The 19036-nt window shown below is 67.0% G+C and carries 19 protein-coding genes and 1 tRNA gene; 5 read left to right on the forward strand and 15 right to left on the reverse strand.

All coding sequences use genetic code 11. The annotated features are described in order from the left end of the window. Positions 1 to 143: 143 nt before the first annotated feature. From EDF21_RS16295 to EDF21_RS16310, 4 genes are all read right to left on the reverse strand, one after another. Entirely contained in the window at positions 144 to 656 is a 513-nt protein-coding gene (locus EDF21_RS16295; protein WP_233568561.1) for a dehydrogenase, read from the reverse strand. A gap of 13 nt (positions 657 to 669) precedes the next feature. Beyond that, positions 670 to 1350 (reverse strand): hypothetical protein, encoded by a 681-nt coding sequence (locus tag EDF21_RS16300; RefSeq protein ID WP_123572123.1) that lies wholly within the window; start codon positions 1348 to 1350, stop codon positions 670 to 672. Between the two features lie 605 nt (positions 1351 to 1955). Next, complete coding sequence (gene radA / locus EDF21_RS16305; protein ID WP_123572124.1) at positions 1956 to 3320, reverse strand: DNA repair protein RadA; 1365 nt, start codon at positions 3318 to 3320, stop codon at positions 1956 to 1958. 9 nt (positions 3321 to 3329) lie between these two features. Beyond that, entirely contained in the window at positions 3330 to 4256 is a 927-nt protein-coding gene (locus EDF21_RS16310) for an SGNH/GDSL hydrolase family protein (RefSeq protein ID WP_123572125.1), read from the reverse strand. Between the two features lie 137 nt (positions 4257 to 4393). Here EDF21_RS16310 and EDF21_RS16315 point away from each other — a divergent pair. Further along, a tRNA-Ser gene (locus EDF21_RS16315) sits at positions 4394 to 4484 on the forward strand. A gap of 271 nt (positions 4485 to 4755) precedes the next feature. On the opposite strand, the gene EDF21_RS16320 is transcribed toward EDF21_RS16315, so the two are convergent. Beyond that, positions 4756 to 6660 carry a hypothetical protein gene (locus EDF21_RS16320; RefSeq protein WP_123547482.1) on the reverse strand — a complete coding sequence of 635 codons (1905 nt, stop codon included), beginning with the start codon at positions 6658 to 6660 and terminating at the stop codon, positions 4756 to 4758. Further along, on the reverse strand, positions 6657 to 7481 hold the full coding sequence (locus tag EDF21_RS16325) for a hypothetical protein (protein WP_123519930.1): 825 nt from the start codon (positions 7479 to 7481) through the stop codon (positions 6657 to 6659). The genes EDF21_RS16320 and EDF21_RS16325 overlap by 4 nt, the downstream gene beginning before the upstream one ends. Positions 7482 to 7717: 236 nt before the next feature. Between EDF21_RS16325 and EDF21_RS16600 the strand changes: the two genes are divergently transcribed. Beyond that, positions 7718 to 8026, forward strand: a complete 309-nt coding sequence (locus tag EDF21_RS16600; RefSeq protein WP_148053748.1) for a hypothetical protein — start codon at positions 7718 to 7720, stop codon at positions 8024 to 8026. An 87-nt stretch (positions 8027 to 8113) separates the two neighbouring features. Here EDF21_RS16600 and EDF21_RS16330 read toward each other — a convergent pair whose 3' ends face one another. Next, the gene (locus EDF21_RS16330; RefSeq protein ID WP_123519931.1) at positions 8114 to 9082 is read right to left on the reverse strand and encodes a hypothetical protein; all 969 of its coding nucleotides are present in this window, start codon (positions 9080 to 9082) and stop codon (positions 8114 to 8116) included. 103 nt (positions 9083 to 9185) lie between these two features. Here EDF21_RS16330 and EDF21_RS17290 point away from each other — a divergent pair, with 103 nt between their 5' ends. Continuing rightward, entirely contained in the window at positions 9186 to 9461 is a 276-nt protein-coding gene (locus EDF21_RS17290; protein ID WP_082486596.1) for a helix-turn-helix transcriptional regulator, read from the forward strand. 23 nt (positions 9462 to 9484) lie between these two features. On the opposite strand, the gene EDF21_RS16340 is transcribed toward EDF21_RS17290, so the two are convergent. The 8 genes from EDF21_RS16340 to EDF21_RS16380 all read right to left on the reverse strand — a co-directional run bounded on the left by EDF21_RS16340 (position 9485) and on the right by EDF21_RS16380 (position 16328). Continuing rightward, positions 9485 to 10036, reverse strand: coding sequence for a hypothetical protein (locus EDF21_RS16340; RefSeq protein ID WP_137846766.1), 552 nt, complete (start codon positions 10034 to 10036; stop codon positions 9485 to 9487). A 556-nt stretch (positions 10037 to 10592) separates the two neighbouring features. Next, positions 10593 to 11108 carry a hypothetical protein gene (locus EDF21_RS16350; RefSeq protein ID WP_137846767.1) on the reverse strand — a complete coding sequence of 172 codons (516 nt, stop codon included), beginning with the start codon at positions 11106 to 11108 and terminating at the stop codon, positions 10593 to 10595. Positions 11109 to 11475: 367 nt separating this feature from the next. After that, entirely contained in the window at positions 11476 to 12378 is a 903-nt protein-coding gene (locus tag EDF21_RS16355) for a F510_1955 family glycosylhydrolase (protein WP_133739130.1), read from the reverse strand. Positions 12379 to 12417: 39 nt separating this feature from the next. Next, positions 12418 to 13701, reverse strand: a complete 1284-nt coding sequence (locus EDF21_RS16360) for a peptidoglycan DD-metalloendopeptidase family protein (RefSeq protein WP_082486595.1) — start codon at positions 13699 to 13701, stop codon at positions 12418 to 12420. A gap of 1 nt (position 13702) precedes the next feature. After that, positions 13703 to 14359 carry a M23 family metallopeptidase gene (locus tag EDF21_RS17295; RefSeq protein ID WP_347876506.1) on the reverse strand — a complete coding sequence of 219 codons (657 nt, stop codon included), beginning with the start codon at positions 14357 to 14359 and terminating at the stop codon, positions 13703 to 13705. 399 nt (positions 14360 to 14758) lie between these two features. Then, on the reverse strand, positions 14759 to 15337 hold the full coding sequence (locus tag EDF21_RS16370; protein ID WP_123572127.1) for a DUF305 domain-containing protein: 579 nt from the start codon (positions 15335 to 15337) through the stop codon (positions 14759 to 14761). A gap of 79 nt (positions 15338 to 15416) precedes the next feature. Further along, positions 15417 to 15869, reverse strand: coding sequence for a hypothetical protein (locus tag EDF21_RS16375; RefSeq protein WP_123519935.1), 453 nt, complete (start codon positions 15867 to 15869; stop codon positions 15417 to 15419). 147 nt (positions 15870 to 16016) lie between these two features. Then, positions 16017 to 16328: a metal-sensitive transcriptional regulator gene (locus tag EDF21_RS16380; protein WP_123519936.1), complete on the reverse strand. Its 312-nt coding sequence runs from the start codon at positions 16326 to 16328 to the stop codon at positions 16017 to 16019. A gap of 238 nt (positions 16329 to 16566) precedes the next feature. On the opposite strand from EDF21_RS16380, the gene EDF21_RS16385 reads away from it, so the two are divergent. Together EDF21_RS16385 and EDF21_RS16390 are read left to right on the forward strand one after the other, a co-directional pair. Further along, positions 16567 to 16794, forward strand: a complete 228-nt coding sequence (locus tag EDF21_RS16385) for a heavy-metal-associated domain-containing protein (protein ID WP_123519937.1) — start codon at positions 16567 to 16569, stop codon at positions 16792 to 16794. Next, the gene (locus EDF21_RS16390) at positions 16791 to 18983 is read left to right on the forward strand and encodes a cation-translocating P-type ATPase (RefSeq protein ID WP_123572128.1); all 2193 of its coding nucleotides are present in this window, start codon (positions 16791 to 16793) and stop codon (positions 18981 to 18983) included. The genes EDF21_RS16385 and EDF21_RS16390 overlap by 4 nt, the downstream gene beginning before the upstream one ends. The last annotated feature ends 53 nt before the right edge of the window (positions 18984 to 19036 follow it).

Consider the following 19036-nt stretch of genomic DNA (forward strand, 5'->3'; position numbering starts at 1 on the left):
GGGCGCGGCGGGGTGGTGCCGCGCCCGCGCGGAACCGGGGGGGGGGGCGGCCGGGGGGTGGGGCCCCCACGCGCCCCGGGGGGGGGGGGGGGTGCCGTTCGGGCACCACTCGACCCGCGCCTCCTGGGCTCGGGGGCTTCTCGCTAGCCGAGGGCCTTGAGGAGGTCTTCCGGGTTGGCGGCCATGGTGTGCGGGCCGGCGATGTCGAAGAAGACCTGCTCGATGACGTCGAGGTGGGCCTCGAGGAAGGCGCGCAGCGAGAGCGCGTCGTAGAGCATGACCTGGCGGTTCGGGTCGTCGGGGACCATCGCGGCGTAGGTGTCGTCCGACGAGAAGAGCAGCAGGATGCGCTTGTCGGTGTTCTCGCGACCGAAGACGCGGACCTGGTCGCCTTCGTCGGGGAGGGCTCCGTCGTCGGGGCCGCCGGTGGAGGGTGCGGCGTCGGTGGCGGTGTCGTTCGTGGCGCTGGCGTCGGTCGGCAGGACGAGCTTCGGGACGACGACCACGTCGTGACGCAGGGCGAAGGCGACGGCGGCGGCGTCCTGGGCGGCGAGGGCCAGCTCGAGCGACTCGGAGCGGAAGGTGCCGTTGCGGTCGTCCGGGTCGACGGGCTCGCGGGGGTCGGTGGGCTCGGAGGAGGGGGTGGCTGCGTTCACGGGAGGGTCACTGTCAGTTCAGGATCATCTGGGCGGTGTCGGCGGAGGTGATGTCGCCGACCGAGACGGCGAGGCGGTAGGTCGCGCCGCCGGCGGTGACGGGTTCGCGCGAGGTCGACTCGCAGGTGTCGGCGGAGGAGCGCGTGCGGTCCCAGGCGATGGGGGGAGTGCTGAGGGTCTGGCCGGCGGTGAGCGTGACGATCTGGTTGGTGCCGTTCACCTGGCAGTCCTTCGACGACCAGTACTGCTCTTCGCCGCTCGAGATGACGAGGGTCTGCTGGGCCGAGCCGAGGTCGATCGAGCAGTCCGAGCGACCCGAGTTGGTGATCGTCATCGAGATCTGCGGCAGCTCGGTGGCGGCGTAGCTCGTCTTGTCGGTGACGGGCTTCAGCTCGATGCTGCGGGTCGAGCAGGCCGGGGCGTCGGAGGCGCCCTCGGTCGAGGTGTCGGCCGGGTCGGCGGTGGCGTCGGCCGCGGGGGCGGTCTCGGTGGGGGCCGGTTCGCTGGGGGCGGTGTCGGCAGGGGGCGCGGAGGTCGTCGCGGCGGCACCGGGTTCTGCCGAGCCGGACCCGGGGCGGACGACGATCAACACGATGATGACCACGACCGCGATCAGACCGAGCGCGAGCACCGCACGACGACGCCAGTAGACCGAGGGCGGTTGCGGCCCGACCGGGTTCTTGAACGTCGACATGGGCACAGGTTAAGGGCCGGTCAGGGGGTTGGCCGGGACCAGCGCGGCGTGTGGGCTGAGAATCCGCGTGGAGCGGGGTGCAGGTGCCCGGTGAGGCCGCCGACCCGGGTGTACCCCGGTGCGGGAGATGTCGGGCGATGTCGGGTGGGGGCGGGTGCTCGGGTAGTCGGGAGGTGGGGGCCGAGTGGGCAGGAAATGCTGCTCGTGTGCGGCGGAGGAGCATCTTCTGCCCACTCGGGCCCTCATCTCGTGCGGGCCGGGCCGGTGGGTGCGGCTCTGGTTCCGGAGGCGCGGGTCGAGTGGTCGGAGGGACGGTTCGGGACCACTCGACGGGCTGGTGCTCGTGTGCGGGTGCGGGTGCGGGAGCGGGCGTCGAGTGGGCAGAAGGTGCTCGTCAGGTTGATGGGAGCCGCACCTTCTGCCCACTCGCACCCGGCGTCGGACGTGCGGGACCGTACGTCCACCGGCCGGCCCCGGCCCGGCCCGGGGCCCGGGTCAGGAATCACGGGACGCGTCAGCACACCCGAGTCGGCCTCGGGTCACGAGGCGCGGGTGGGGCCGAGAGACGCGGGTGTCTAGGGTAAGGAGGCGCGGGCCGGGCCGGCTCAGAAGGCCCGGTCGAGCTCGCGGTCGCGTTCGGAGCCCGCGGCGCTGAACGCCCGGTGGAGCGCTTCGCGCAGGTTGCCCGACTCGGCGTCGACGAGCTGGGTGAAGCCGAGGCGTCGTGCTTCGGAGGCGCGTTGTTTGGGCGAGGAAACGGGGCGGATCTCGCCGGCGAGGCTGATCTCGCCGACGGCGGCCATGGTCTGGGGGAAGGGCTTCTCGCGACTGGCGCTGGCGAGGGCGAGCGCGATGGCGAGGTCGGCGCCGGGTTCGGTGATCTTGATGCCGCCGACGGTGCTGACGTAGACGTCGGCGTCGCCGAGGCGGATGCCGGCGCGGCGTTCGAGCACGGCGAGCAGCATGGCGACGCGGGAGGAGTCGACGCCGTTGACGACGCGGCGGGGCTGGGGTGTCGAGCTGGCGACGATGAGCGCCTGGACCTCGACGGGCAGGGCACGGCGGCCTTCCATGGCGACGGTGATGCAGGTGCCGCTGACGGGGGTGCCGTTGCGCGACATGAAGAGGCCGCTGGGGTCGGCGACCTCGGCGATGCCGTCGCCGGTCATCTCGAAGCAGCCGACCTCGTCGGTGGGGCCGAAGCGGTTCTTGTGGGCGCGGATGAAGCGGAGCGCGGTCTGCCGGTCGCCTTCGAACTGGCAGACGACGTCGACGAGGTGTTCGAGCAGGCGGGGGCCGGCGATGGTGCCGTCCTTGGTGACGTGGCCGACGAGCAGGACGGGCAGGTTGCGGTCTTTGCTGACGCGGATGAGGGTGGAGGCGACCTCGCGCACCTGGGAGGTGCCACCCGCGATGCCGTCGATGGTCGAGGACGAGACGGTCTGCACCGAGTCGACGATGACGAGCTGGGGGTCGACCTGGTCGATCTGGCCGAGGATGACCGAGAGGTCGACCTCGGCGGCGAGGAAGAGGTTGTCGTGCATGGCGCCGGTGCGTTGGGCGCGGAGGCGGACCTGCGAGGCGCTCTCTTCGGCGGTGACGTAGAGGACGCGGGCGCCGGTGGCGGCGGCGCGGGAGGCGACCTCGAGCAGCAGGGTCGACTTGCCGACGCCGGGTTCGCCGCTGAGCAGGATGGCGGCGCCGGGGACGATGCCTCCGCCGAGGACGCGGTCGAACTCCGCGATGCCGCTGGGCCAGTAGGCGACGCTGTTGGCTTCGACCTGGGTGATGGGTCGTGCGACGCGGTCGCCTTCGACGCGGACCGAGGCGGTGCCGCGGGCGCTGACGAGGGCCGAGGTGACGTCGACGACGGTGCCCCACGTCTGGCACTCGCCGCAGCGCCCCGCCCACTTGAGCGACGTCCACCCGCACTCGGTGCAGCGGAACGGGGGAGTGGTGGTGCGAGCCATGCCGTCAGCCTAGGAGGCGCCCCCGACATCGGCGGAGGCGTCCGTCGGGGACGTGGTCGCGCCTCCTGCGGTGTCCGTCGTCGGGGTGTCGCTGCTGGTGCCGGCAGTCGGGGCGGCGGCTGCCGCGGCCGTGTGGGCGGCGACGGCTTCGGCCTCGCGGGCCTCGTGGGTGGTGGCGGCGTCGTCGGCGGCGATGCGGGCGAGGCGGGCGGCGATGGCGGGTTCGAAGGCCGAGGCCCAGACGCGGTAGCCGCGGTCGTTGGGGTGGAAGAGGTCTCCGGCGGAGTTGCGGTAGGTGCGGAAGAAGCCCTGGCGGCGGGTGGTCTCGTAGAGCGGGGCGACGGTGAGGCCGAACTCTCCGGCGACGCGGCGGACGATGGCGTTGGCCTCGACGAGCTTCTTCTCGCGGTCGGGAATCCACATGGCGGGCAGGTCGCCGACGATCGCGTGTGAGGGCAGGGCGCCGTAGATGACGCGGAGGTTCTTCTCGAACGACTCGGGGTTGAACTGGATGATGTCGTTGGCGCCGATGGCCACGGTGACGACGTCGGGTTCGTACTTCTCGAACTTGGGCAGTTGGTCTTTGCGGCACAGCCAGGTGGTCGAGCCGCTGACGCTGAGGTTGACGACGCGCAGCGAGGTGTGACTCTGGCGGCGCATGTATGCGGAGAGGCGGCCGACGTAGCTGCGGGCCGGGCTCGAGGCGCCGATGCCCTGGGCAGCGGAGTCGCCCATCGCGACGTAGAGCAGCTTGCCCTTGCGGTCGAAGCGGTCGCGCCACCAGGCGGAGTGGACGGGCAGCAGCGCGTTCAGGTCGGCGGCGGCCGCGTTGCGGCGCTGCATGAAGCGACTGACGCCGGCGCCGGCGGCGGCCGTGGTGGCGAGGGTGACGCCGACGCCCGAGAGGAAGGCGGTGACGGTGTGGCGTGAGGGCATGGGCCGAGGCTACGCCGGGCTCCGATGCCCGTGCCGGGCGTCCGTGCACCCTGTGCACAACCCCGAGGAGGCGCGGTGCGGTGGACGAGCAATCCCCCGGTTTCGTCCCTGCCGCCGGATGTACTAAACTCGTCCTCGGTACCGTGTCCGAGCGGCCGAAGGATCATGTCTCGAAAACATGTGTGGGGGTTAACTCCACCGTGGGTTCAAATCCCACCGGTACCGCCAACGGGTTGTTTGCGCATCAATCGGAATCCGTTTGCGGAACGCAGCCCAAGAAGAAAGCCCCCGAGTAGTTCGGGGGCTTTCTTCCGTTTGAGGGCCGAGAATCGCTTCCCGGCGAGGGGTTCGGGATCTCTTGGCAGCTCCTTCGGGGCCACCGGCTGCACAGTCGGCTTAAACGACGAAGCGGCCCGCCCGTCTGGGCGCGCCGAATTGACTCGTGAGCGTTGGGGGAGAGCAGGAAGCTCGCGTGTCGTGTCTTGGAACGGGCGTGGGCCTACGTTCGCGGAGGCGGATCGACAGCGGGTCCACTCGTCGGGAACGGGGACAGTTCGGGCCGAACGTAGTCGGCGCGGTAGTTGCTCATGCCTTCGGCATCACGACGGCGGGTGCGCTGTGCAGGCACCGGCGTCAGGCCCTTCGCGACGCGGCGGTCGCGGTCCTTCGGCGCTCGGTGCTTGGCGGCGAGGAAGGTGACGATCTTGCGGATGTTCGCGGCCGTCGTGAGCATGGCGAGAAGGAACTGCTGAGCGGCGAGACCGCGCAGGCGCCGTGCGCTGGAGTCGGCGATGCGCTCGGGACCGGTCTTGATGAAGGCGTTGAAGCTCTCGATGCTGTTGCGGTCGCGGCGGTAGGTCTTGGACCACTCCTTGCTGCCATAAGGCAGCATCTGGTTCATCTTCTCGCCGTCCTCCGGGCGCACCGTGATCGAGGTCTGGCAGCAGACCTTGTCTGTCTGCTTGGGGACGTTGGCGCGCAGCACCTGCCGGCGTTCCTTGTCAGGCGATGCACGCTTGTCGAGCTTGCGGAGCGGGCACTCGACCGTCGCACTCGGGCCGAGGGCTGGGCAGCGCATCTTCACGTTGCCGTTGGCGTCGGGACCCTCCTTCTTGTGAAGTCGGTATGCGTCACGCTCGTCGATCTGCTGGGACCACTCGACGTTGTCGATCTCCTTGTTGTTGCGCCGCACCGTTGCATCGAGGAGCCGCTTCGGTGTACCGGGGCAGAACTGACCGCCTTCGACGAGCTTGGCTCCGCCGACCTGGCCCCGCACACCGGTCTGGTTCGCGCGGTTGTAGTCGAAGACGAGGCCGACGCCGAGCTCTCTCATCGGACGGTGGAAGTCCTCCATCGTGAGACCCGCGGAGTACCCAAGGTCGGACGACAGGCGCGCGATGTCGTAGCCGCGTTCCTGGATGTTCTTCACGAGCTCGACGGTGTGGAAGCCTATGCCCTTGTTGGGCGTCGTCAGGCTCGCCCCGCGGATCAGCTGCGGTGCTTCGGTGGGGTCACCTGTCGGGTCCTCGTTGACGTCGATGATGAGGTTAGCCGTGTAGGCGAGCAGCCACCGGCTCCGTGCCTGCTTGACGCTCGCCTTGCCGTTCTCCTTGGTGTGCTTGCTGAAGACGCGTTCCTTCTCTCCCTTGTCGATCGGGTAGAGGTCAGCTTCAAGCTCCATCGCGTACTTCGGCTGTTCCTTGTCCGTGCCCGCGATGAACATGGGCTGCTCGACGCCGTTCTCCCGCGGCCAACGGTTCTTCTGGCTCGGTGCACGCAGCACTGTCTGGTCGACGGAGAGCGCGAGACGCTGACGTCGCACGGCTCGAGGCAGGTTCTGGGCCGTGGCTTCCAGCAGCGTGTTCGTGAAGGTCATGCTGCGCTCGTGTGCCCGGCGTTCGATGTTCTTGTCCCGGAGCGCGTCAAGGCTGCTCCGCTCGTCGCGGGTGAGCAGGCGGCGGGGCGCCGGCCAGGCATCCCAGAGGTCGATGATGCGGTGCATCGCCCGCCATGCCAGGAAGTACCAGTCGTTGGGCTTGTCGTTGTCGTACAGGTGAGCGATGCCGAGCTCGCGACGGGCTTCATCGTCGAGACGGTGTTCGAAGACGCGGCCCATCTCGCGCACGAAGATCATGGACTGCTCCGATAGGAGCATCATCACCACGGTCAGGATGGCCAGGTCGTCGATCTTCGGTTTGACACCGCCCGGGGCTTTCTTCTCGCGGTCCTCCGCGCGCCAGGTCGCGAGGAGCTCGATGACGCCCGATGAACGGAGGAAGGTCATCCACTCACGGGCGTCGGCGCCGCGGAACCTGGTGGTCTTGGTCGACCCGCTGACGATCCGGTCGGCTGTGTAGATGCCGTTGAAGAACTCCTCGTCGTGGAACGAGGGCTCGCCGGTCACTGAGTCGCTCCCGTTGAACGGAGAAGCGCGTGAAGCTCAACCTCGGGCATGACCTCGGCCAAGGGCGCGTAGCGAAGGAGGGACGAGACGTTCTTGAAGCCAGCCGCGTAGACGATGCTCGCCAGGGGCAGAACGTTGATCTGGTCCACGATCCAGGTAATGCGGAGGCGGCGAATAGCAGGACCGTCGTACCGGGCGCCGTAGTGCATGAGCGCGATCTCCCGAGAGGACTCCTTGCGGTGGGGGATGACCGCGTAGTCATCGTCGCCGAGCCCCTCGAAAGCGATGTCTGCGTACGAATCCCACCCGACACGGATGGGGATGCTCCGCGGCGCCTTTCCGGTCACACGGACGACCCAGCCAGCCGGAGTGCGCGTCAAGTCCCGGCCACGGACCGCGGCGATCTCAGTTGCGCCGAGGCCTGCGCCACCAGCAAGCGCGAGAAGCCCGTAAGAATCCCGGCGGGCTCGGTCGGTGGACCTCGACGCGGCCCAGCTCTCGAAAGCGGGAAGCTCGGCATGCGAGAAGGGTCGTATCTCCCGGCTCTGCTTTCTAAGGCGGTGAGGAGACGGTTCGTAACCGAGCGCTTCAGCGAGGTTCAGGAGTCTGGTCTCGGCAAGCTGCTGCGTCTTGGCACTGGGGTAGGTGCGTGCGAAGCGGTAGATCATGGACGGGTAGAAGAGGTCATCGCGGCGCAGCTCCGCACCGGCGTCGTGGAACGCCCACACGACGTACCGACTCGCGAAGGTCAAGAGGATCCTCGTGTAGAGCATGTCGTGGGGTTTGGCGTCGAGGACGCACGCGAGCGTGAAGTCCCGCACAGGCAACCACTTGGTCGGGGCGATACGGCGCGGGTGGTAGCGCAAGATCGCCTCCTGAAGCTCCAGCGTGGCGTGGTCATTAGATTGACCAAAGTGTGCTACGGCACGCTCGAGTTGGGAAGAGGGGGAAGTCGGACGCTGTGTCTCATCAGGGGTGGTCACGAGAGATGGACATGAGACAAGACAAGGCCATCAAGCGGTCTGATGCGCTTTTAGCGCACATCTAGACTGAGGGGGTGCCCGATCCACGTTTCGAGCCGCGGTCCTACCTGCGTGAGCCCGGCCGCTTCGGTCGCGACCCCGAAGCTCAGCTGGTCTCGGCGATGTCGTTCTCAGCAGGCCAGCTCGACCAGTGGGGCGCTGCACGCATTCAGCATCGGCTGGCCTGCAGCATGCGAGCCGAGATAGCGAGACGGTTCCGCTCTGTCGGGACGTACGCGGCTGCCTCTGGGCAGAGTCCCGAGCGGCTGGGGCGTCTGCTCAGGGGTGAGGTCGTGATGCGTCTGGAAGACGTGGCAAATGCCCGTCGCCATTTGGGCGTCTGAGGGAACCTGGCCGACGCGGGAAGTAATCGTCCTGTCCCTATACGGGCGTCATGGCCGCAGCCTCGGCTCGCGCCGGGGTGGTAGCCATCACCGAAGTGAGTCCCGCCGGGGGTCGTCGTCCGCTCTGGCGACGTAGGGCAAGAGCCGGTCGAGCGCTTCGGCTGACTGCAAGCCGGCGACCTCCAACAACAGGTCGAGGGGCGTCCCCCGCCGGAGGTGTTCCACGATCCAGGTCGCTCGCATGCGTCGGGACTGCAGCTCGACCGTGGGGCGCGGATTCCGACTGACGAAGTCAGTGACGAGATTGATGTTCCCGCCTCGCTGACCGCTCCGGAATGCCCACCGGGAGGCTGCCTTGGACGCCGTTCGGCGCTGCAGGAGGGGGGCCCATTGAGCAAGAACCGGGACGTCTCTCGCATCGTCACCCGACACGCGCACCACGACGCCCCGACTATCTGAGGTGATGTCCACGAGTTCTAGATCGATGATCTCCCGCCCCGTCAGTCCTGCCCCGAGTCCGAGCGCGAGGAGTGCGCCGGCGCTGGTCGTCCGTTCCTCGTCGTGCTGGCTACCGGCCCACGACAACAACGAAGCCACCTCGCTCGGGGAGTACGGACGTGAAGCCTCAGCCTTGCCCAGGGCTCGGAATGTACCCGCAGCTTCATCGCCCAAGAGCGCCTCCGACGTGCGTCTCAACCGAGCGCGCAGGGTGTTCTTGCCGGCCCTGCTGTACTGCCCGAGGTGATGTTGCACGAAGCGGTTGATGAACCGCGGGTCGAAGACGTTGTCATCTTCGAGAGGGACGCTAGCTATCGCCCAGGCGAACAGGGCGAGACGGGAAACGGCCGGGTAGAGCTCCTTCTCGGAGTACGGCGTTCTGTGGGCTGTGTCTCGGACGACGCGCTGCACGTAGGGGCGGATGGCGGCCCACTGATCAGCAGGCATCTTCGGCGTGTACTGGTAATGAGCCGCAGCCGGCACCTCAGGCTCCCTCTCGGCCATGCGCCTCACCGCGTCGAGCTGCCGTTCGCGGCGTTCGTCAGCTTCATCGCTCACCAGCGCTCATCTCCAAGCTCGAAGGTGGTCATTACAATGACCAATTTGTGATACGTTCGACGGGGCGGCCGTGCGTGCGAGCTGGCGCGCCTAGCCTTGCGGCATGGGTAGAACTGCGCGCGCGAAACCAGCCGCGTTGGCCCCGTCCCCGTGGCCAGACGTTCGCTCGAACGACCCGATCGGGGAAGTGGCTCGCAGATTCGCGCAGAACCTTCGTCAGGCCGTCGGCAGTCGCAGCATCCGGTCGGTAGCCGAAGCTTCAGGTGTCACCCATACGACCCTGCTGAGCGTCCTTGCGGGCCAGGTGTGGCCGGACCTCGAAACGATCGCGAAGCTCGAGCGGGGGCTCGGCGTATCCCTCTGGCCGCGCCACAGCTGATCGTTCCAACGTGGCGGTCTCGGTCATGTCGATTCATCAGGCCTTTGCCCGCCCCCGGGGGCTGTCTGCGGCGAGGCTCTGTCGGGAACGTCCACCATGGTCACCTCGTCGGCCCTGGGGATTGGTGCGAACCGTTGCTGGTCGGCAGTGGGAAGTTCGTCGAGCCAGACTGCTCCTCGCTCTACCAGCCGGGCTCGAAGTGACGTTCCGGTGATGTTCTCTGCGGCGTCAGTGACCGGAGTTGCCTCGAGTTGGAACTCGCCGAGCCTGAGGCACAGCTCGAGATAGGTCAGATAGGTCTGTCGCACATGGGCCAAGAGCTCGTCGGGGGCATCTTCGGTACTCGTCTCGCGGAGCACGTCCGACGTCGGTGCCCAGCTGATCGACGCCTCGTGCTCATCTGTGGCTGCTGTGAGGCCCGAGAGTGGGCCGGCAGGATGAGCTCTCCATGTGACGCTGCTGCTTGGCCGGGCTAGGAGCGAGTCGCTCAGGTCCAGGACTAGCCCTTGAATGGTGATGATGCCGAAGGCCTTGCGCTGCCCCGAGGTCGGCTTCGCTTGTTTGCTTGCATTCATGGTCATTACTATTACCACCATCCATGCGAAGGGTCCAGGATCACGAAAAGTTAGAAGGTGGCGGGGTGGCCGAGGGCGAGCAGGCTGGAGGGCAACACGCGATTGTCGGATTAGGCGCGAGCCCGCCGCGCGTGGTCGTGTGGGGGGCGGATGTCTCGCGCGAGGCTCCAGGCTGGCGACTTGTTGGAGTCGATCTGGGAATGAGGGACGGGAGGCCCTTCGGGTCTCTCCACTTCGAGGCGGTTGACGGATCGCGCCGCGCTCGGGTCGCTGTCCGGTGGGACCACGTGTACGACCAGTTGCAGTGCTTCGTCACGGATCGGAGCTTTGCGGCGGAGGGTGAGCGCCTCGAGCGAGATGCTCGGCACCGTGTCGGCACGCTGATGGCCGCGTACGCGCAGATCGGGCTTGCAATCGTCGCTGGAACTGTCGCAGAAGGCTCACTGAGGGCCGCTTCGAACCTCGTGCCGATCGGTCCGAGGCATCCCGATTGATTGCCACTCGGGGGGTGGCGCGGTGAGCCCAGAACCCTTCGCAGAGCATCGGCCCAAGGTGATCACTCCTCGTAGTCGACTGCGCCTTCGATGACGAGAAACAGCATGAATAGCTGTTCTGCGAGCACTGCCAGGTCATAGGCGACGTCTTCCACCTGTGCCACGGTCAATGGGCGGTCCACCGTCCCTTTGGCCCTGACCCGGCTCGCCGAAGCTGGTCCTTTACCCGGTGTGGTCCACGCCCCGTGCAGCAGGTGGTTCCGGCTCTCCATCGCAACCCTCGAGTCGGCGGACAATCGCGTGAACATGTCGCGGACCTGCCCCTCGAAGCGGTGCAGCTTCACGAGCTTTGCGCCCAACTCGAGCAGGCCGCTGAAGGAGGCTCCCCGAGTCACCACAATTCCTATTTCGTTTGTCTCGCGGTCATCGTCGCTGACGAGGGCCATGACTGTGAACGCCAGCGTGCGCTCCAATCGAGCAGACCAGTACGCGACCTCGCCCATCGCGACCAGGTGCTCTCGATCGAGGCTGGTGGCGCGTACTCGGGCACGGTGTTCGGGAGAGGGGCGCTCGATCATGCATCAGCTCCGAGGGAGGCGGGCACCGATGCTAACGGGGTGACCGTCAACGGCTTGACTGGCGATAGGTGCCCAGGAGCCGACCGGGTGGCCAGGTTTCTTCCTGGCCCGCCCTCGCTTTTCTGCATCGGCTGGGCCGACCCTCCAAGACCTGCCTGGGCGTCATGCGGGGCTGTGAGGTAGGGAGCGACGATCGGCGAACAGGCGCATTCGAGGAGGGGCGACGAGGTCATTTCGGCAGTGTCACATAGGGGCCCGTCACCGGAATCTGTTTCGGACCACCTATCTGCGACAGTCGGATCAGTGCAGCTCTGAGGAAATGGTCGAGGTTGGCGATCGTCCGGTTGACGATCGCTAAGCCGCTTCTCTACTCGTTCTGCTTGAGCGTCAAAGGCACGGGGGTCCAGGTGCGGCCGTTGTCGTGACTGACGACAATGGCTCGATCATCGACGGCGAATTGAACGGTCTTGTCGCCTATGTCGATGATGTCGAAGGCTTGCGGTTGGCCTTCGAGCTGTCCGACCTGTGACCAGGTTGCGCTCCCTGGATCGAGAGACCATACGGTGCCGTCAATGGTTGCGCCAGCGATCGAATATGCAGATGAGGCGACGTGCACAAGTGGCGGCGCCTCGGGGCTAGGGGTCAGGGTGGCGCCGCGGTCGGTGCTGCGTTCCAGACCATCGGGACCTGCGGCCCAAAGGATCTCGGGGTTGGCCGAGTCGACGGCCAGTGACAGGGCCGTTGTTGTTGCTTCCGTTGTCCAGGTCGCACCGTCATCGTCGCTCCGAAGGATGGCCTGGGTGGTCGAGTTCAGCCCAAGGACGCTATCGGCGGCCGTCGTCAGGTCGTGAAAGTCGGCTTTGCCCTCCAGGCTGATGGTCTGCCACGTTGTCCCCGAGTCCTCACTGCGAAGCAGCCCCCGGTTGGACGGCGCTGTCGTCGGAGCGGTGACTGCGGGGTGGCCTGAGGCGATGAGTACGTCTTGCGGCGTGGTCGTGAGCCCCATGACGTCGAACCGGTCGTCACCGACCGGGATCAACGGTGCCTCTCGGGGGCGATCAGGGTCGACCGCGGTCAGGGCGAACTTCCACAGGCCGGTGTGTGTGCCCACGAGGACAACGGGGGAGTTGTCCACGTGAGCAAACGCGTGGACGTGTTCCAGGGATGCGTCAGCCGTCGGAGGGGCGGTGGTGGCGTTCGTGCACGCGGCCATGCCGAGGATCACTGCAGTCGTAGCGGCGAGTCCGGCGAGGGCTTTCGTGGGGCGCATGTGTGACGTGGTGATGGTGGTTTCCTGTCGGGCGGGCGGTCAGCCGAGTCGAATGCCGCGGGCGGACATGAAGGGCGCGGGGTCCGTGGAGGTACCTCCTGGTCGCACTTCGTAGTGCAGATGGCAGCCGGTGGACCCGCCTGTCGAACCGGCACGAGCGATCAGTTGCCCGGCTTCGACCCGCTGGCCGCGGCTGACGAGCAGCCCACCGTTTTCGATGTGGGCGTAGCCGGTCTGAATGCCGTTAGCGTGTTCGAGGAGGATCCAGTTGCCGTAGCTGCCGTAGACCCCTGAGTAGGCCACGGTGCCGGCCGAAGCGGCGTAGATCGGTACCCCGCATCCCCCAGCGATGTCGATCCCGGAGTGCAACTTCCAGACCCGTTGAATGGGGTGAATTCGGTACCCGTAGGCGCTGACCATTCGACCGGTGGTGGGGTTGGCCCATCCGCTCCCGGCTACTTGACCGGCAGACGTTGCAGCCGCGGCCGCAGCGGCAGCCCGGGCGGCTGCTTCCGCCTGGATGCGTGCCCGTTCTGCGGCGCGGGCAGCTTCGCCGGCGGCGAAGTCCTGCTCGGTCGCGGCACGCTGATCCGTGAGCACGGCAAGCTGCGCTTGCAGCTCAGCTTGCTTGTCGACTTGCACTGCCAGTGCCTCATCGGCTGCCGCGGAGGCAGCCTCGGCGTCCCGGCGGGCGTCATCGGCTTCCTGGCGGAGAGCGTCGCGGGCGTCCCGGGCGAGGGCCGCCTGATCGCCGAGGCCCTGAGCGATGTTCTGATCCTGGCTTGCGTCGACGTAGATGCCTTGGCTTGTTTCAGCGAGCTTGTCGGCAAACCCCAGCTGAGAGAGAAAATCGTCCGGGTCCTGGGCGCCGGTGAGCAGGGTGCTGGTCAAGTCCTGGCCGCCGCTGCGTGCTTGCGACGCGATGATCTGAGCTGCCCGGTCTCGAGACTGGGTGGCGGTGGCCTCGGCTGTGCGGGCCTGCTCCTGGAGTGTGTCTGCTTGGTACGCCGCGTCGAGGAACTGAGCGTCTGCTTCCTCGTACTCGGCGCCACGGGTCAGAGCGAGCTCAGCGCTGGCAGTGGCCGCGGAGTCGAGTTCTGCGATCTGCGTCGTGATCTGCGCCACGAGGGCCTGGCCTTCCGTTTCGGAGGCACGAGCTGCTTCGACCTCGGCCCACGTCGGGTACTCAACTGCGGACGCCTGCCCCACCGGGGTGAGGACGGCAACAACCATCGCCACCACCGTGATGCTCCCCAGAACGAGCCTCACCCGGAAGGGACGGATGATGTGGCCACGACCGGGTGGCTGTTGTGCGGGCGTCATGTCAGAGCACCCGGCCGGCGTTGGTTTCGAGCCACAGCTGCGGGTCGATCTGAAGTGTGCCGCCAAGCAAGATGCTCAGGTGCAGGTGCGCACCGGTGCTGACCCCGCTGTTGCCTACCCGGCCCACCAGGTCCCCGACATTGACACGGTCTCCGACCCGCAGGGGGCTGGAACCGAGGACCATGTGGGCGTAGAGGCTGCTGACGGTCTGGCCATCGATCTGGTGGTCGATGATGGCGTACTGCCCGTACGCCCCGCCCATCCCCGACACACGAACGGTGCCGGCAGCGATCGCCCCGATGGGGGTGTTCTTGCCCGGGACCATGTCGATTCCCTCGTGCATGGCCGAACACGCACCGCACGGCCGCGCCCGGGGCCCGAAGTCCGAACTGAGGGGGGTTACCCCAGGGAAGGGCCACCGAATGTCCCCGGTCCCGGTATTGACCTGGGCTGCTGCTCCGGCACCTCCCGAGGTAGCACTTTGTGTGGTGGCGAGTGCTTGCTCGGTCACGGCGTAGCCGTCTCGACCGTCAACGGACAATGCCACCACGGAGGCGGCAAGGGATTGTCCACTGATCGGGGCAACAACACTCGTCGGGGTGGCCCCGCCCGCCAGATCAGAGGCAGTAGCCGGGGTCGTGTTTGCGGTGAAGAACATCGCCACCGCCAGCGCCCCGATAACAGGACCCAGGGTGCGGAGCTTGCGGGGACGAGCCGGTACCGACCAGGCGCTCTCGGGGAGCTGCTCCACAGCCCACGGCCGGGCTCGAGGTGCTGCTCCGGGAAGTGTTGCTCGAAGCTTGGTTCGGGCGGTGGATGGGAGCGGTTCTGCTGCTTGGTAGGTGCGTCGGCGGGGGGCCGACGGTGAGGAGGAGCGGCCGGCGGTGCGTTCGCGAGCGAGTGCTTCGCGGCGAGTGAGGGCGGTAGGAAGCACGGGGGCAGGAAGATTTTGGGGCACCAGGAAGCTTTCGGTGGTGTGAGAAGTACGACGAGTGCGCGGGCGCAAGGCACCGCCCAGGGGCGAGGCGCCTAGTAGGCGCCTCGCCCCGTGGAAGGGTCAGAGGGAGCTGAGAAGGCTTTCCATCTGATCGATCTGTGCCGTCTGAGACTCGACGATGTTCTTCGCCATCTCGACTGCGTCCGGGTTTTCCCCGCCGTCGACTTCCTGCTGCGCCATGTCCACGGCGCCCTTGTGGTGCTCGGTCATCTGCTCGAGGAACAGCCGTGACGCGTCCGTACCCTCGGCGTCGTCCAGGGCTGTCATGTCGGATTCGCTCATCATGCCGTCCATGGAGTGATCCATCGACGCGGACGTGTCCTGGCCCCAGTCGTCCAGCCACGTGGTGAGCTGCTCGATCTCGGGGCCTTGCTCGTCCTTGATGGTTTCCGCCAGGGTGGCAACGTCGGAGTCGACGCTGTCGCCCTTGGCGATGAAGGTGTCGCTCATCTCGACGGCCTGCTTGTGGTGGGGGAGCATCATCTGGGCGAACATGACGTCCTGGTCGTTGAAGACCGCTGACTCCGATGACGCGGACGTGTCGGAGGCGGTGTCACTGGAAGTGTCGGCGCAGCCGGCCAGAGTGAGGGCAGCGACGATGGCTGTGGCGCCGATGAGCAGAGTTTTGGTGCGGTTCATGGTTGTCCCTTGGGGTGAGAAAGAAGGCGGCATAAAGGGCCGCGGGTCTCGTGTGGGGAGAAGTCCCCAAGGGGCTGATTTAGACGCGGAGGATGCTGAGCTGGTTCAAATTCATCGATCGCCGGGGAATCACGATCGTCGGCAGGGCGGGCAACGCGCCGAGGGTCTTCGAGAGGATGAACAGGGCGCGAGTGCCACGACTACGCAGCAGCACGGCTGCCGTGACGAGCAACACCATCAGGCACGCCATGCCCATCACGGCGCAGAGCATCGCGCACAGTCCGCCACAATCATCCGACGCACCAGCCGCCACCAGCACTGGCGCCTCGGCGGCATGAACGGTGCCCGCTGAGAGCTCCGTGTGAGGGGCGCTGTGGCTGTGCTCGGCGGCCGTCGGAGCGGCGGCATGGCTGGTGGTGTGCCCGGCGAGGGTGTGCATCAGCACGGTGCTGCCGATGAGCAACAAGATGAGTACGACGGCGGTCCCCAGACGTCCCAGCCCCGAGGGGATGCGCGTCGAGTGGGGGGTCATGGCTCTCCTTGGGCGGTGTCCCGACGAAGTGTACAAGCCCTAGATCCTCGAGCGCAGGGCCTTAGTTTCGGAGTCCCCAATGGACGAGTGCGCTGGCTCATGAACAATCGCGGGCTGGTAAGCGGGCTGCAGGTCGAGAGCTGAAGATCAGGCCCGCACCAATCGGGCGATCGCGTCGGACGCTTCCTTGATCTTTTCGGCCGCAGCAGCACCGCCCTCGGTGACAGCGTCGGTGACGCAATGCGTGAGGTGGTCGTTCAGCAGGCCCAGGGCCACGGACTGCAGCGCCTTCGTCATCGCCGACACCTGGGTGAGGATGTCGATGCAGTACTGCTCCTCGTCGACCATCCGCTGCAATCCCCGCGCTTGCCCCTCGATGCGCTTGAGGCGCTTGAGGTAGTCGTCCTTGGCGGTGATGTACCCATGGTGGTGATCGTGCTCGGTTGCAGTGTCGGTCATAGGAACTCCTCCGGGTTACGGGTTGCAGGTCACGTTAGTTGCGACCACGGAGCGGCCAACCAGTCGACCAGGTCAGTGTGATCGGAGCGTAAGCGCCGAGGAACGAGGAGCTTTGCGATCTCACTTCTCACCCCCCGAGCGATGATCTGGGAACAGATCTCCGCGGCCCGGAGCTACACTCACCTAGATACCCCCCTAGGGTACCTGATGAACCGTTGGAACACGAAGGGACACCACGATGGGCGAGCAGTTGACGAAAACGTACGGCATCACCGGCATGACGTGCGGACACTGCGTGGCGAGCGTCCACGAAGAACTCACCACCGTGCCGGACGTCACGGATGTGGCCATCGACCTCAATGTCGGCGGTGTTTCCACCGTTCAGGTGAGTAGCACCCGCGACCTGTCTCAGGAGGAAGTCTCCGCCGCTGTGAAGGAGGCCGGCTACACGTTGGTCGCATCATGACCACCACAACCGCGCCGGTCGAGCTGACGATCCAGGGGATGACCTGCGCGTCATGCGCGAACCGGATCGAGCGGAAACTGAACAAGCTGCCCGGTGTCACGGCGAGTGTGAACTACGCCACGGAAAGCGCCACCGTCACCCTCCCCGCAGACCTCGCCGTCGATGATGCGATCCGCACCGTCGAGGCCGCTGGCTACGGCGCCCACCTGCCCGAATCGGGCAGTGAAGACACCGACGAGCTCGTGCCGCTGCGGCGACGCTTGATTGTGTCCACCGTGCTCGCCGTCCCGGTGGTAGCGCTGTCGATGGTCCCGGCGCTGCAGTTCCCGGGCTGGCAGTGGGCCGTCCTGTTGTTGGCGATGCCTGTCGTCGTGTGGGGCGCGTGGCCGTTCCACCGAGCTGCCGTGATCAACGCCCGACATGGTGCCGCGACGATGGACACCCTCGTCAGCGTCGGTGTCGCCGCCGCAACCGGGTGGTCTGTGTGGGCGCTCATTTTCGGTGGCGCCGGACACATCGGGATGCGGATGGCGTTTTCCTGGTTTCCGCACCCCGGCGCTGCGCCGGAACCGTACTTCGAAGTCGCCACCGCGGTGACGGTGTTCCTCCTCGCCGGGAGGTACTTCGAAGCGCGCGCGAAGGACCGCTCCGGAGCCGCCCTCCAGGCGCTGCTCGCGTTGGGCGCACCAACTGCAACTGTTCTCCGCGACGGCATCGAAGTGGAGCTGCCAAGCTCGGCATTGCAGGTTGGGGACCGGTTCGTGGTCCGCCCCGGTGAGCGCATCGCCACCGACGGAACCATCAGCGACGGTACGAGCGCGGTCAACACCAGTGTCATGACGGGGGAAGCGGTGCCCGTCGAGGTCGGCCCCGGCGACACCGTCACCGGAGCGACCGTGAACGTCGGTGGCCGGCTCATCGTCGAAGCCACCCGCGTCGGACAGGACACCGAGCTGGCGCGCATCGGCCGACTCGTGGTCTCCGCGCAGAGCGGCAAGGCCGAAGTGCAGCGCCTTGCCGACCGTGTCTCCGCCGTTTTCGTCCCAATTGTCATGGGCTTGGCGGTTCTAACCCTCGTGGGGTGGCTGCTAGTCACCGGAGATGTGCAAGCTGCGTTCACTGCTGCGGTCGCGACACTGGTCATCGCCTGCCCCTGCGCCCTGGGGCTTGCAACACCCACCGCGCTGCTTGTCGGTACCGGCCGCGGCTCCCAACTGGGGATCCTCATCCGCGGCCCGCAGGTCCTCGAGGCCACCCGCCGGATCGACACCGTCGTGCTCGATAAGACCGGCACGGTCACCACGGGCCGGATGAGCGTCCACCAGGTCACTGCCGTCCATGGGGGCGCCGAGGCCCGTGTGCTGGCCCTCGCTGCTGCGGCGGAAGCAGGATCGGAACATCCAATCGCCCGCGCCATCACCGGCGCAGCCACCGACTATCCGGTAGCAAAGACGTTCCAGTCCACCGCAGGGTTCGGTGTGCAAGCCATCGTCGACGGCGCTCTCGTGCTCGTCGGCCGACCGGCGTGGCTGACCGGGCAGTGGGCAATCACCATTCCGGAATCGGTCACGGATGCAGTCCGGACCGCCGAACGTGGCGGCGCGACAGCGGTCGTTGTCGCCTGGGACGGCGCCGCCCGCGGCGTCATCAGCGTTGCGGACACCGTCGCGTCGACCAGCCCAGACGCGGTCCGTCGCCTCCACCAAATGGGGCTGCGCACGATCATGCTCACCGGCGACGCTGACGACGTCGCTCGGACGGTCGCTGCAGAAATCGGCATCGATGACGTCGAAGCTGAGGTGCGACCCGAAGACAAGTACCAGACCATCATCCGGCTACAGAAGCAGGGCCGGTCCGTGGCGATGATCGGTGACGGCGTCAACGACGCCGCCGCTCTCGCCGCCGCTGACCTGGGCATCGCGATGGGCAGCGGTACCGACGCCGCCATGGAAGCCGCCGACATCACCCTGATCCGCGCCGACCTAAGCGCTGCTGCAGATGCGATCGCGCTCGCCCGCCGCACTCTCGGCACGATCAAGGTGAACCTGTTCTGGGCCTTTGCCTACAACGTCGCCGCGATCCCACTCGCGATGGCTGGCTTGCTGAACCCGATGATCGCAGGCGCCGCGATGGCACTGTCTTCGGTGTTCGTCGTCAGCAACAGCCTCCGACTCCGCAGGTTTCACTGACTGGCGGACACTGAACTGCCTCCCGCCTACACTCACCTGCAGTACCCCTCCGG

It is taken from the genome of Frigoribacterium sp. PhB118 (assembly GCF_003751725.1).
Classification (GTDB): Bacteria; Actinomycetota; Actinomycetes; order Actinomycetales; family Microbacteriaceae; genus Frigoribacterium.

Bases quoted from the DNA above. Each gene is read 5' to 3' on its own strand.
- EDF21_RS16360 (WP_082486595.1), bottom strand. From the start codon at position 13,701: ATGACGCCCGCACAACAGCCACCCGGTCGTGGCCACATCATCCGTCCC.
- EDF21_RS16370 (WP_123572127.1), bottom strand. From the start codon at position 15,337: ATGAACCGCACCAAAACTCTGCTCATCGGCGCCACAGCCATCGTCGCT.
- EDF21_RS16310 (WP_123572125.1), bottom strand. From the start codon at position 4,256: ATGCCCTCACGCCACACCGTCACCGCCTTCCTCTCGGGCGTCGGCGTC.
- EDF21_RS16375 (WP_123519935.1), bottom strand. From the start codon at position 15,869: ATGACCCCCCACTCGACGCGCATCCCCTCGGGGCTGGGACGTCTGGGG.
- EDF21_RS16355 (WP_133739130.1), bottom strand. From the start codon at position 12,378: ATGCGCCCCACGAAAGCCCTCGCCGGACTCGCCGCTACGACTGCAGTG.
- EDF21_RS16300 (WP_123572123.1), bottom strand. From the start codon at position 1,350: ATGTCGACGTTCAAGAACCCGGTCGGGCCGCAACCGCCCTCGGTCTAC.
- EDF21_RS16350 (WP_137846767.1), bottom strand. From the start codon at position 11,108: ATGATCGAGCGCCCCTCTCCCGAACACCGTGCCCGAGTACGCGCCACC.
- EDF21_RS16385 (WP_123519937.1), top strand. From the start codon at position 16,567: ATGGGCGAGCAGTTGACGAAAACGTACGGCATCACCGGCATGACGTGC.
- EDF21_RS16340 (WP_137846766.1), bottom strand. From the start codon at position 10,036: ATGAATGCAAGCAAACAAGCGAAGCCGACCTCGGGGCAGCGCAAGGCC.
- EDF21_RS16390 (WP_123572128.1), top strand. From the start codon at position 16,791: ATGACCACCACAACCGCGCCGGTCGAGCTGACGATCCAGGGGATGACC.
- EDF21_RS17290 (WP_082486596.1), top strand. From the start codon at position 9,186: ATGGGTAGAACTGCGCGCGCGAAACCAGCCGCGTTGGCCCCGTCCCCG.
- radA (WP_123572124.1), bottom strand. From the start codon at position 3,320: ATGGCTCGCACCACCACTCCCCCGTTCCGCTGCACCGAGTGCGGGTGG.
- EDF21_RS16380 (WP_123519936.1), bottom strand. From the start codon at position 16,328: ATGACCGACACTGCAACCGAGCACGATCACCACCATGGGTACATCACC.
- EDF21_RS17295 (WP_347876506.1), bottom strand. From the start codon at position 14,359: ATGTTCTTCACCGCAAACACGACCCCGGCTACTGCCTCTGATCTGGCG.